The organism is Candidatus Atribacteria bacterium, assembly GCA_011056645.1.
Lineage (GTDB): Bacteria > Atribacterota > Phoenicimicrobiia > Phoenicimicrobiales > Phoenicimicrobiaceae > Sediminicultor > Sediminicultor quartus.
Genome location: DSEL01000231.1, coordinates 1 through 12,164, shown reverse-complemented (window position 1 = coordinate 12,164; position 12,164 = coordinate 1). Strand labels below are relative to the sequence as shown.

12 protein-coding genes are annotated in these 12,164 nt (G+C 33.5%); 9 read left to right on the top strand and 3 right to left on the bottom strand.

Features of this window, described 5'->3' with window-relative positions:
• The first annotated feature begins 7 nt into the window (after window positions 1-7).
• Window positions 8-775 (top strand): type III pantothenate kinase, encoded by a 768-nt coding sequence (locus tag ENO17_10545; GenBank protein ID HER25471.1) that lies wholly within the window; start codon window positions 8-10, stop codon window positions 773-775.
• A gap of 288 nt (window positions 776-1,063) precedes the next feature.
• Here the strand turns inward: ENO17_10545 and nadC are convergent, their stop codons facing one another.
• The 3 genes from nadC to nadA form a co-directional block, all read right to left on the bottom strand.
• On the bottom strand, window positions 1,064-1,909 hold the full coding sequence (nadC, locus tag ENO17_10540) for a carboxylating nicotinate-nucleotide diphosphorylase (protein HER25470.1): 846 nt from the start codon (window positions 1,907-1,909) through the stop codon (window positions 1,064-1,066).
• Window positions 1,910-2,151: 242 nt separating this feature from the next.
• On the bottom strand, window positions 2,152-3,738 hold the full coding sequence (gene nadB, locus ENO17_10535) for an L-aspartate oxidase (GenBank protein HER25469.1): 1,587 nt from the start codon (window positions 3,736-3,738) through the stop codon (window positions 2,152-2,154).
• 43 nt (window positions 3,739-3,781) lie between these two features.
• Window positions 3,782-4,714: a quinolinate synthase NadA gene (gene nadA / locus ENO17_10530; GenBank protein HER25468.1), complete on the bottom strand. Its 933-nt coding sequence runs from the start codon at window positions 4,712-4,714 to the stop codon at window positions 3,782-3,784.
• 486 nt (window positions 4,715-5,200) lie between these two features.
• Between nadA and guaB the strand changes: the two genes are divergently transcribed.
• The 8 genes from guaB to ENO17_10490 all read left to right on the top strand — a co-directional run bounded on the left by guaB (window position 5,201) and on the right by ENO17_10490 (window position 12,012).
• The gene (gene guaB, locus ENO17_10525) at window positions 5,201-6,673 is read left to right on the top strand and encodes an IMP dehydrogenase (GenBank protein ID HER25467.1); all 1,473 of its coding nucleotides are present in this window, start codon (window positions 5,201-5,203) and stop codon (window positions 6,671-6,673) included.
• A gap of 36 nt (window positions 6,674-6,709) precedes the next feature.
• Window positions 6,710-7,246, top strand: coding sequence for a tetratricopeptide repeat protein (locus ENO17_10520; protein ID HER25466.1), 537 nt, complete (start codon window positions 6,710-6,712; stop codon window positions 7,244-7,246).
• Entirely contained in the window at window positions 7,225-8,298 is a 1,074-nt protein-coding gene (locus ENO17_10515; protein ID HER25465.1) for a membrane dipeptidase, read from the top strand. Before ENO17_10520 ends, ENO17_10515 begins: the two co-directional genes overlap by 22 nt.
• Before the next feature lie 40 nt (window positions 8,299-8,338).
• Window positions 8,339-9,115, top strand: coding sequence for a DUF2437 domain-containing protein (locus tag ENO17_10510; GenBank protein HER25464.1), 777 nt, complete (start codon window positions 8,339-8,341; stop codon window positions 9,113-9,115).
• A gap of 320 nt (window positions 9,116-9,435) precedes the next feature.
• A complete protein-coding gene (locus ENO17_10505; protein HER25463.1) occupies window positions 9,436-9,948 on the top strand; it encodes a folate family ECF transporter S component in 513 nt (170 codons plus the stop codon).
• A gap of 271 nt (window positions 9,949-10,219) precedes the next feature.
• On the top strand, window positions 10,220-10,474 hold the full coding sequence (locus ENO17_10500; GenBank protein ID HER25462.1) for a hypothetical protein: 255 nt from the start codon (window positions 10,220-10,222) through the stop codon (window positions 10,472-10,474).
• Window positions 10,475-10,564: 90 nt separating this feature from the next.
• Window positions 10,565-10,981: a hypothetical protein gene (locus ENO17_10495; GenBank protein HER25461.1), complete on the top strand. Its 417-nt coding sequence runs from the start codon at window positions 10,565-10,567 to the stop codon at window positions 10,979-10,981.
• Window positions 10,982-11,091: 110 nt separating this feature from the next.
• Window positions 11,092-12,012 (top strand): patatin, encoded by a 921-nt coding sequence (locus ENO17_10490; protein HER25460.1) that lies wholly within the window; start codon window positions 11,092-11,094, stop codon window positions 12,010-12,012.
• The last annotated feature ends 152 nt before the right edge of the window (window positions 12,013-12,164 follow it).

Sequence of the window (12,164 nt, the reverse complement as noted above, 5' to 3'; positions counted from 1 at the left end):
GGATATATTGATTTTAGTCATTGATGTAGGTAATACCCATACGGTAATTGGGGTATATAAAGAAGAGAAATTATTAGGTCATTGGAGAATTTCAACTGATCGAAATAAAACAGAAGATGAATATGGAATGTTGGTCAAGAGCTTGCTTTTTGATACCAATATAACCTTTTCAGAAATTGAATCAGTCGTTATTTCTTGTGTTATTCCGCCTGTAACCTGGATATTAAAAAAGATGTCTGTGGATTATATTAAAGTTTCTCCCCTTATTGTAGGGCCGGGAATAAAAACCGAAATTTATATTAAAACAGATAATCCCAAAGAAGTAGGAGCAGATAGAATTGTCAATGCCATTGCTGCTTATAAATTATATGGTGGACCCGTAATAATTGTAGATTTTGGAACAGCTACTACATTTTGTGCGGTTAATAAAGAGGGGGTTTATCTGGGAGGAGCAATCACTCCAGGGATAGAAATTTCGGCAGAAGCTCTATTTGAAAAGACGGCAAAATTACCCAAGATAGAAATAATAAAACCTAAACATTCAATAGGTAGCAATACTATTACCGCTATGCAATCAGGAATGTTCTTTGGCTATCTTGGCTTAACTAATGAATTAATTAGACGATTTAAGAGAGAATTAGGAGAAGATTCTGTAGTAGTTGCTACTGGTGGTCAAGCTGAATTGATAGGAAATGAATGTAAACTAATTGATAAAATTAATTCTTTCTTGACCTTACAGGGATTACGGATGATATATGAGATGAATAAGCCTTAATTTACCAATTAACTAATTGATAATGGATATTAATTCGTATAGTATATTTTTTATCGATATTGTGTATGTTAGCAAGTGGCGTATGGCGCTTACATTATTGCGAGCTCGAGAAATCAAACCTTTACTTCTTCAACGTCATCTGTGGATAATTCTCTGACTCCTAAAAACTGGCTTCTGGTTTCTTTTTTTCTTAGCTAGATACGATTCACGATACAGGAGATATGGATTTCTTTTCGTACTTTTTATTATTTCTTTACTATATGCTATTCACTAATGACTAACTAACGATTATATAATTTCCATACTAATATCTAACGACTTTACTGAATGAGTGAGGGCACCAATAGAAATAAAATCTACTCCAGTTTGAGCAATTTTCCGTACATTTTTCAAAGTAATTCCACCTGATGCCTCAATTAAAGTTTTACCTTTAACCAATCTTACTGCTTCTTTCATAGTTTCTAAATCCATGTTATCTAACATAATTATGTCAACTTGCATCTTTAAAGCTTCTTGTAGTTGAGATAGGTTTTCTACTTCAACTTCAATCTTTAATGTATGAGAGATTTGTTTTCGCACAGAATTTACTGCTGATTTTATTCCTCCTGCTGCTACTATATGATTATCCTTAATTAATACAGCATCGTATAGTCCGAAGCGGTGATTATATCCTCCTCCCATACGGATAGCATATTTTTCTAATATTCGTAATCCAGGGGTAGTTTTACGTGTATCAACTATTCGAACCGGGAAATCTTTTACTTCCTTACAGAATTGAGAGGTAGTAGTAGCTATACCAGACATTCTTTGAATAAAATTTAAAGCAACTCTTTCTCCCATAAGAATAATTCTGGCAGAACCAATAATTTCTGCTAATTTTTCCTCTCGAGCAACTTTTGTTCCATCTAGGATATTTTTTTGGAAAGCAATATCTGTACCTAATTTTTGAAATACCAGGCAAGCAATATCTAACCCGGCAACCACACCTTCTTCATAGGTGTTAATGATTCCTTTAGCTTTTAAATCGGAAGGAATAATTGATTCAGTAGTAATATCTCCGGTTCCAATATCTTCCAGTAAAGCTTGTTCTATTATTTTATCTATTAGAATATTTTCCATTATTGAAATGTTCATCTTGAAAACACCTCTTTATAGATTATTCATCAATTAATCAATTCCCTAATCTACCAATTTAGATAAAAATAATGTGGCATTACAGCTTTCCTAACTGAATTAGATAGAAAGATTTCAAATAGTATATCCTTTATTTATTCTATTCAATATTTTAATTCTCGATTCTTATTTTATTTGCAATGCCCTATTTACAAGACCCGTAATTGGTTAATTAAGCAATTGGTGAATTGGCAAATTAAGTGTCAATATATAATATGTTTCTTCCAGTTTATGTCATCTCTATCAGGAAAATCTTTGCGGTAATGCGCTCCCCGACTTTCTTCACGTTGTAAAGCGGATTTAGTAATCAGGTCAGCCAAGATAATAAGATTGGCCAATTCAAAATCCTCAGTTGTGCGAAGCTCTGATTTGAGGATAAATTTCCATTCGTTAATTTTTTGTATTGCCTGCTTTAAGTCGGAGGAATTTCGAATAATTCCTACTTTATCCCACATAAGTTTTTGTAATTCTTTCGTTATTTGTCTCGAGTCGAATTTTCGGATTTCTTTTCGTGGAAAATTATAGAAAATATTTTTTTCTTCGTCTATTTTTTGAGAAAAAAGCTCTTTGTTTTCTTTTACTTTCTGGGCGATTCTATTGCCAAAAACTAATCCTTCTAAAAGTGAATTGCTTGCTAAGCGATTTGCACCATGCACTCCTGTTGAAGTACACTCGCCACAAGCATAGAGATTAGTTAAATTAGTTTGCCCCCAGGTATCAGTTTTTATACCTCCCATAGTATAATGGGCAGCTGGGGCTACCGGAATATATTCTTTCTCAGGATTAATGCCTAGTGAAATACAGTTTTTGTAGATAGTGGGAAAGCGTTGAGAAAATTTATCTTTTATCTTGGAGGCGTCTAAGTAGACATAATTACTATTAGTTTTTTTCATTTGATCGGTAATCGCCCGGGCAACTATATCTCTGGGAGCTAATTCAGCCAGAGGATGATAAGAAGGCATAAATAATTCGCCTTTAATATTTTTTAAAATAGCACCTTCACCGCGTACAGCTTCAGAAATAAGAAATTTAGGACTTCCCTGGTGATAGAGAGCAGTAGGATGGAATTGAATAAATTCTAAATCTGTTACTTTTGCTCCTCCCCGATAAGCAAAAGCAATCCCATCTCCGGTAGCTACTTCAGGGTTAGTAGTATTTAAGAAAAGTTGTCCCGCTCCACCGCTGGCTAAAATAATAGCCTTTGCTAAATAGGCGATGATCTCATTGGTAGCGCTATGTAAAACTAGCACTCCGTAACAGGTATTATGTTCGGTTAAAATATCTATGACTAAAATATTCTCTTTAATTTTTATTTTGTTTTCATTAATTACTTTTTGAGAAAGAGATTCCTCAATTTCTGCTCCGGTAGCATCACCCCGGGCATGTAAGATTCGGGGTCTTTGATGAGCAGCTTCTAAAGTAGTATTATATTTTCCTTCAATTTTGTCAAATTTAGTTCCTAATTCTATTAGTTCTTCAACACATTTTGGCCCCTCTGTCACTAAAATATTTACCGCTTCGGGATCGCAAAAATTTGCACCAGCTTTTAAAGTATCTTCCATGTGCAAGTGAGGTGAATCCTTATCTCCCAAAGCTACTGCTATACCCCCTTGAGCATATTCGGTATTACTTTCTTTTAATTTACTTTTGGTCAGCAGAGTAACTTCTCCTTTGTCGAAAATTTTAAGTGAAGTGTATAGACCGGCTATTCCTGAACCAACAATCAAAAAATCGGTAAATATTTTTTTTACTTGGGATAAATCAAAATTAATTAAATAACGTGGGAACATTTGTTAAATCCTTCTCCGAGATGTGAATTATTTTATAGCTTAATTAGGTAATTTCAATCATACGATTTAATGCTATTAAAGATTTTCGGCTTATTTCTTCCGGTACGGTGATTTGAAAGACCATATTTTGTAGAGAATAGAGAACTTTTTCTAAGGTGATAAGTTTCATATTAGGACAGATCATGTTATTAGAAGCTGAGAAAAATATTTTATTTGGATTATTCTTTTTTAAAGGGTATAAGATACCCAATTCTGTACCGATGATAAATTCTTTAACTTGATTATTGCTGGCAAAATTAATAATTCCCCTGGTACTGCCAATATAATCAGCTAAATCACATACTTCAGGGCGACATTCAGGATGTACTAAAAGTAAAGCTTGAGGATGTAATTTTTTCATTTTGACCACTTCCTCTTTGGTTAAGAGATGATGAGTGGGGCAGAAGCCCGACCAGGGAATTATTTTTCGTTTTGCTTCCCTTGCAACATAATTAGCCAAATTCATATCGGGAAGAAATAAAATATCTTTTTCAGCGGAAATAGCTTGAGCAATTTGAACAGCATTGGCAGAAGTGCAGCAGTAGTCACTTAACGATTTTACAGCTGCTGACGAATTTACATATGAAACGACGACTACTTCGGGCAGTTCCTTTATTTTACTTTTTACTTTTTCGGCTGGTGCCATATCAGCTAGAGGGCATCCGGCGTTAATTTCAGGAAGGAGAACAATTTTTTTTGGAGATAGAATAGAGGCAGTTTCAGCCATAAATTGAACTCCGCAAAATAAAATAATTTTTGCTTGAGTCTTAGCAGCTTGCTGGCTGAGGAATAGAGAATCACCTGTAAAATCAGCGATATCCTGAATTTCACCAGGTTGATAGACATGGGCTAAAATTACAGCATCTCTTCTTTTCTTCCAAGCTAATATCTCTTTAACTAAATTATTTTTTTGGAGGGAATTAACTATATTGTTCATTTTTGCTCCTAATTAATGCAATAAAAATTTTTACTAAAGTATTTGGTCGTTTAATATTTTATTCTAGAGTGTTTTTTATTATACCACAAAAAAAATTATGATATAAAATCTTTTTTATTGTAATATATTTTCTAAAAAAGTAAAGGGGAAAAAAGAAAAAAATGCGTAACATAGAAAAAATCAAAAATTCCAGTAAATGTGATACGTCCTTCTCAATTGACAAGGCTATTGAAGAGGGGTAATATTATAAAAATAGTGAAGAGCGTTTAGCCTATACCGAATATATGTAGCTAGCTTGTTAATTAGTTACCTGGTTAGCTGATTAATCCATTAATCTCAGATTAATTTAACCGGTAACTTTAAATCATTAGATAACTAACCTAAGAAATATTAACGGATAAACTAAAATCTTCAACTGAAAATTTGTATTTAATATTAAGCGACTACTCACTATTCATTAACAAATAGTTGGAAAGGCGGAAAGTTATGGAAAAAGAAAGATTTTTGAATTTTGAAGGTCTAAGCTTTGACGATATTTTATTGGTTCCCAAAAAATCAGCAATCCTTCCTAAAGAAATAGATATTTCAACAAAATTTACCAGAAATATCAATATAAATATTCCTTTAATTAGTGCGGCTATGGATACGGTAACCGAATCGAGATTAGCTATTGCTCTTGCCCGGGAAGGAGGCATTGGTATTATTCATAAAAATATGTCTATAGAAGAACAGTCTGAAGAAGTCGATAAAGTGAAGAGGTCAGAGAGCGGAGTAATTGTAGAACCCATTTGCCTTTCACCAGAGAAAAGCGTAGGAGAAGCAATTGAACTAATGAGTAAATATCATATTTCTGGAATTCCTATTGTAAATAAAGAAAAAAAATTAGTGGGAATTTTGACTAACCGAGATATCAGATTTTTAGAAGAAGAAGACAAGAGATTAGGAATAGCAGAAATCATGACCAAAGAAAAACTGATTACTGCCCCATTGGGCACAACCCTTGAAGAGGCGAAAAGAATTTTGCATAAAAGTAGAATCGAGAAATTGCCTATTGTGAATAACAATTTTATTTTAAAAGGACTTATTACTATAAAGGATATCGAAAAAGTTAAGAAATTTCCCAATGCTTGTAAGGACGCAAAAGGAAGGCTTAGGGTAGGCGCAGCTGTAGGTGTATCTCGAGATACTATGGCAAGAGTAGAAGCTTTGGTTAATACCAAAGTGGATGTCATAGTAGTCGATACTGCTCATGGGCATTCTACCCGGGTTATTGAAGTTATAAAAGAGATAAAACGGAATTTTGATATAGAGTTAGTGGGGGGTAATGTAGCAACTTTTGAGGGAGCAGAAAGTCTGATAAAAGCCGGGATCGATGCTTTAAAAGTAGGGATTGGGCCAGGCTCTATCTGCACTACCAGGGTTGTTGCTGGGGTAGGTATACCTCAGGTTTCGGCAATTCAAGAATGTAAAAGAGCTGCTAAAAAATATCATATTCCTCTTATAGCGGATGGAGGTATAAAATATTCTGGTGATATCACTAAAGCTTTGGCGGTGGGTGCTGATTCAGCAATGATTGGAAGTCTTTTTGCCGGGACAGAAGAAAGTCCGGGAGAAGTAGTACTTTACAAAGGGAGAAGCTATAAAGAATACCGGGGAATGGGCTCGATCGGAGCAATGAAAAAGGGAAGTAAAGATAGATATTTTCAAGAAGAAGCAGAAGATAATAAACTGGTTCCCGAAGGAATTGAAGGTAGAGTATCTTATAAGGGATCACTTTCTGCTTGTGTCTATCAACTGTTGGGCGGAGTACGCGCAGGAATGGGTTATTGTGGAGTAAAAAATATTAAAGAATTACAAGAAAGTACTAAATTTGTTCAAATTAGCTTTGCTAGCTTAAGAGAAAGTCACCCTCACGATATCATTATTACCAAAGAAGCGCCTAATTACGGAATAGAATAGAGACAGTAGTACTACTTTGTTTTGGAGAAAGAATTTATGGAAAATGAAGAAACTAAAATTAGTTTTGAGAAGGCTGAAAATTATTTTAAAAAAGGTAATTTTCAGCAAGCAATTAATGAGTTTGACATAATTTTAGAACAATCTCCTGATGATGCCAGGTGTTATAACAAATTGGGAGTTTGTCATGCTCAATTAAAAGATTTCGTAAAAGCAAAATCATATCTTGAAAAGGCTTTAGTTTTAAATATAAAATATCCTGAACCTTACAACAATTTAGGAAATATTTATTTAGAAGAAAAAAAATATGAAAAGTCGATTGAATTTTACAAAAAAGCCTTAGAGTTAAATCCTGATTATGCAGCTGCTCACAGTAATTTAGGTCTGGCTTATAAACGAACAAAAAAAATTGACGAAGCGATAAAACATTTTAAGAGAATGGCTGAAATTGAAAGAAGAGCCCCCATATCAGAAATTAAGAAAATAAGAATTACAAAAAACACTAAAAGCAAGATGATACTCTTTATATTGATCTTGACTAGCATATTTATTTTATGGATATTTTTGAAAAAATAAATTTCCTGAGTAATATTTATTTCATCTATTTCTTGAAGACAGGAGGAAGTAGTTTGGCAGAGGTAAAAACATTTTTAAGCAAAGCAGAAAAGATTCACCAAAAGGCGATAGTATTTGATGGGCATTGTGATACTATTTTAGAGGTTATGAATAATCAAAGAACCCTAGGAAAAAAGTGGACTAGCGGTCATTTGGATGTCCCTAGAATGAAAGAGGGAGGGATTGATGTACAGTTTTTTGCTATTTTTATTGAAAGCGTCTATAAGCCGGATAGATCAGTAAAAAGAGCTTTACAGTTAATCGATTGTTTTTATCGGGAGGTAGATAAAAATCAGAACGATATATCACTGGTGACGAATTATCACCAGATAAAAGAAGTAAACAAAGCGGGGAAGATTGCTGCTATCCTTTCTATTGAAGGAGGAGAGGCTTTAGAGGGTGATTTAGGAGTATTGAGGGCATTTCATAGGTTGGGAGTTAGACTCTTAACTCTTACCTGGAATCAAAGAAATCAAATTGCGGATGGAATTAGTGAATCTCGAACTGGCGGTGGTTTAACCGAGTTTGGTTTAAATGTAATAGATGAGATGAATAAACTAAAAATGTTAATTGATGTGTCTCATCTTTCAGAAAATGGTTTTTGGGATGTGATTAAAAACAGTAAGATGCCTATTGTTGCTTCTCATTCTAATTGTTATGCTTTATGTCCCCATCTTAGGAATTTGAAAGATGAACAAATTAAGGTTTTAGCTGAGAACGGTGGAGTAATAGGGATAACCTTTGTACCTAATTTTTTAACTCAAGAAAAAAGAAGAACTACCCTACAAGATGTGGTAAAACATATTAATTATTTAGTAGAAAAAGTAGGAATAGATTATGTGGGATTGGGTTCTGATTTTGATGGTACAGGTGATCTGCCTTTGGGTTTGGAGGGAGCTGATAAAATTCCGAATCTCACCGAAGAGTTACTTAATCAAGGTTATAAAGGGAGAGAAATTAAAAAAATATTAGGAGGCAATTTTTTAAGAGTATTTAAAGAAGTTGTAGGATAATAATCAAACTCTAAACTTAATAAAAAAAAGAGGAGAGTTTATGAAATATTTAAGATTTTATCACAATGAAAATGTAAGAAATGTAAGATATGGGATACTTGAGAAAGATAATATCGTAAGAGAAGTCATTGGTGATATTTTTAATAATCATAAAATAAGTGAAAAAAAATATCCTTTATCAGAAATAACATTTTTGCCACCTTGTTTGCCAACTAAAATAATAGCGGTGGGATTAAACTATTTTGACCATGCAAATGAACTTCAAATGAAAATCCCTGATGAACCCCTTATTTTTATAAAACCCCCAAGTACGCTTATTGCCCATAACGATAAAATAATTTATCCCAAAATGAGTAAGCAGTTAGATTATGAAGCAGAATTAGCAGTAATTATTAAAAATAAAATTAAAAATATTGAACCGATCGACGTCTTTAGAAATATCCTGGGATATGCTTGTTTTAATGACGTAACTGCTAGAGATCTGCAAAAAAAAGACGGACAATGGACCAGAGCTAAATCCTTTGATAGCTTTGCTCCAGTTGGGCCTTTTATTTCAACCGAATTAAATCCCGATAATCTTCAAATAAAACTTTACAAGAATGGGCAGCTAAAGCAAGATTCGTCTACCAGTAATATGATTTTTAAGGTTGTGACGTTGGTCAGTTTTGTATCAAAAATAATGACCTTATTTCAGGGAGATATAATTGCCACAGGAACTCCTTCGGGAGTTGGGAAATTAGAGGAAGGCGATACTGTAGAGGTAGAAATTGAGGGGATTGGAATTTTAAAGAACAAAGTATTTTTAGAAGAAGAATGATTAAAAACTTCTATTTATGTCATTTACTCATAAAAATCATTATAACAATTGTAGAGGGCGAAGGAAGGTGAACTAAGAGCAAGGCAAATAAAATATTTTAGTTTAGCAAGAGTAGGTGACCTGCGTTAAGTGTTAGAGAATGGGACGTTGTCTCTAAACGAAAGGGTTAAGGATTTCTTTACAGAAATTCTTTGATCTTGCGGTAGGTCATCGCGTCCGCTGCTACATCCAACGCATCTTTTGCCAAGGCTCCTCTTGATGTAGCAGATCTAAAGCGATATCTATTTTTATTATGCTATATTCAGGAGGGAAAGATAAAAATGATCATATCATCCCATAAAATTACTGCTATGGGTCTTTTTATTGCTCTAAGTGTAATTTTAACTCGGATAGCTAGTTTACGTATTGCCATCGGAAGTGTCGAGGGAATCAGGATCGGTCTTGGAAAATTACCTATCATCTTAGGAGGTATTATATTTGGTCCCTTGGCCGGGGGGTTAATTGGAGGCTTTTCCGATCTGTTGGGATATTTTATCAATCCTATAGGAGCTTATATGCCTCACTTTACCCTAACTTCTGCCTTAACCGGGATCATTCCGGCTACCATCTTGTTGATAACAAAAAAAGAGAATGTTCTTCATTTAACCCTGGCTATTACCGTAGGACAGGTGATAACTTCAATGATATTAATTCCCTATTTTCTACATATTTTATTCGGGCTTTCCTGGAAAGTATTAATCCCTCCGCGAATGGTGGCAGAGCCCATTCAAATATTCATCTATACCTATGCTATAAGGATAATTTTAAAGAGGAATATTTTAACTACCAACTGATATAATGTTTAAATTTATCGTTTAATTGATTGAACAAAATATTTAGCGGGGCTGTAAGAAAGAGATAAAAATCTATTGTTTTTTTGTTTCCTGTCTTTTTCTATCTCTAGTTCTTTTCCCCTGCTTGGTGCGATATAAAATAATATCTACGAATTAGTATTATTTTGCTTAAAAAAATTGGAATTAATCATATTTTTAATATAAAAAAGAAGGATATTAAAAATTATTTGTCGAAAATAATCTTAGGGAATATCGTAGATGTGGATTTTGAATGTTCCGGTTCTGTGGAAGGGTAGAGCAGGGATTAAATCTCATAAGGAAGGGGGGTAGATGTATTCAACAAAGAATTGTTCATCAATCAGTTCAACTTAAATTTGATCAAATCTTATTTGACAAAGAGATAAGTATTGTTGGTTCACGCACTAATAAACCTTCTTCCTGGGGTAAGGCAATAAATCTGGCTAGAGAAGAGAAGGTAAATTTAAAAGAATTGTGTATTAGTTTTCTGGTTAATTATTTTGTATAATCCTGTTAATCTATTAATTGATTAGCCGACTAATTAAGGAACTAACTAATAAATCTAAACATAATATAATTAGAAGAGGAGGAAAGAAAAATGATAGAATTCAATCTGGAAAAAGGTTTAAAAGGAATAGCTCAAACAATGGTAAATGAAGAAAATTCAGCTGAGAGATTTGCCAAACCTATGCCGCCTGCTTTTGCTACTCCCATGTTAGTTTCGTTAATGGATTTAGCTGCCATCAATGCGGTGAAAAAAAATCTTCCCGAAGGTTTTATTTCAGTAGCTAGTAAAATATCAATTACTCATTTAGCTGCTACTCCTCTGGGTATGACGGTTACTGCCGATGCCACTTTAGTTGACATTTTTAAGAATCGATTAACTTTTCAGGTAAGTGCTTTCGATGAGGCGGAGAAGATAGGAGAAGGAACTGTAGAAAGATATATAATTGATATAGAAAAATTTACCAAAAAAATGAGGGATAGAAAAAAGGTACGAGAGGTTGATTTTTAAATAATTAGAAAGCTTATTATTTATAGAAAGGTACAAATAAAGTTTACTTCTTAAATATTTCATTCAGTAAGGTGAACCATAACGGAAATCTAATAGCTTAGAAGAAATGGATTGGAGTCAAAGTAGTGGTAAAAAAAAGATTAAAAGTAGGATTAGCTTTAGGGGGAGGTGGAGCTCGAGGTCTTGCTCATATTGGTGTATTAAAAGTTTTAGAAAGTGAGAATATTCCGATTGATTTAATTACCGGTACCTCAATGGGAGCTATTATCGGAGCAGTCTATGCCCTAAAAAAAGATATTTCTGCAATAGAAAAAATTACCGAGAAATATTCTAAAATCAGTGAATTTAATATAGATTTCTCTTTTAGTGATAAAGAAAAAAGAAATAAATCTCTTTTTTTAAAAAAGATGTCTGATTTTTTAAAAAGAGGTTATATACTTAATCTTGAACTTAGAAGAAAATATATTAATGACGGAGAAGGGATAAAGAAAATCATTAAAGATTTGGTGGGCGATAAATCTTTCGAGGACACAAAAATCCCCTTTGCTGCGGTGGCCGCAGATTTGGTAAAAGGAGAAAAAGCAATCATAAGAGAAGGAAAATTATTCGACGCACTGTTAGCAAGCGCTTCTATTCCCGGAATGTTTCCCCCGGTAATATTAGAAAAGAAAATCTTGGTTGATGGCGGGATAGTCGATGTAGTGCCAATAGAGACAGCTAAATCTTTAGGAGCTAATTTTGTTATTGGCGTCAATGTAAGCCAATCTATTAAAAAGAGAGTTGAATTTGATAACGCGGTAGAAATTTTTTTCCGTTCAGATTCTATCACTTCTTCAGAATTAAGAAAATTACAATTGTCTTTTGCTGATGTACTAATTACCCCTAAAGTAGGACGTTTTCATTGGTCTGATTTTACTAAACCTGAACAATGTGTTCGAGAAGGAGAAATAGCTGCGCAAAACTCTATTATAGAATTAAAGAAAAAATTGAAGAAAGTGAAACCAAAATGGTGGAAAAGGTTATTTTACTGAAGTTTCTTTGTCTTTCTTTTCTTTAGTATTGGAGTCTGGTTTTTTGGAAATTTCTTTTTTTTCTTGCTCTTTTATTGAGGTAGCGGCTAATCTCTTCTTTTCTGATTGGATACTAGTACTTCGGTTATCTGTGCTATAATATCCGTTACCCT

What these genes read in the sequence shown, in the direction of transcription:
- nadC (HER25470.1), bottom strand. Translation starts at nt 1,909, where the DNA reads ATGAACATTTCAATAATGGAAAATATTCTAATAGATAAAATAATAGAA.
- nadB (HER25469.1), bottom strand. Translation starts at nt 3,738, where the DNA reads ATGTTCCCACGTTATTTAATTAATTTTGATTTATCCCAAGTAAAAAAA.
- nadA (HER25468.1), bottom strand. Translation starts at nt 4,714, where the DNA reads ATGAACAATATAGTTAATTCCCTCCAAAAAAATAATTTAGTTAAAGAG.
- guaB (HER25467.1), top strand. Translation starts at nt 5,201, where the DNA reads ATGGAAAAAGAAAGATTTTTGAATTTTGAAGGTCTAAGCTTTGACGAT.
- ENO17_10520 (HER25466.1), top strand. Translation starts at nt 6,710, where the DNA reads ATGGAAAATGAAGAAACTAAAATTAGTTTTGAGAAGGCTGAAAATTAT.
- ENO17_10515 (HER25465.1), top strand. Translation starts at nt 7,225, where the DNA reads ATGGATATTTTTGAAAAAATAAATTTCCTGAGTAATATTTATTTCATC.
- ENO17_10510 (HER25464.1), top strand. Translation starts at nt 8,339, where the DNA reads ATGAAATATTTAAGATTTTATCACAATGAAAATGTAAGAAATGTAAGA.
- ENO17_10505 (HER25463.1), top strand. Translation starts at nt 9,436, where the DNA reads ATGATCATATCATCCCATAAAATTACTGCTATGGGTCTTTTTATTGCT.
- ENO17_10500 (HER25462.1), top strand. Translation starts at nt 10,220, where the DNA reads ATGTTCCGGTTCTGTGGAAGGGTAGAGCAGGGATTAAATCTCATAAGG.
- ENO17_10495 (HER25461.1), top strand. Translation starts at nt 10,565, where the DNA reads ATGATAGAATTCAATCTGGAAAAAGGTTTAAAAGGAATAGCTCAAACA.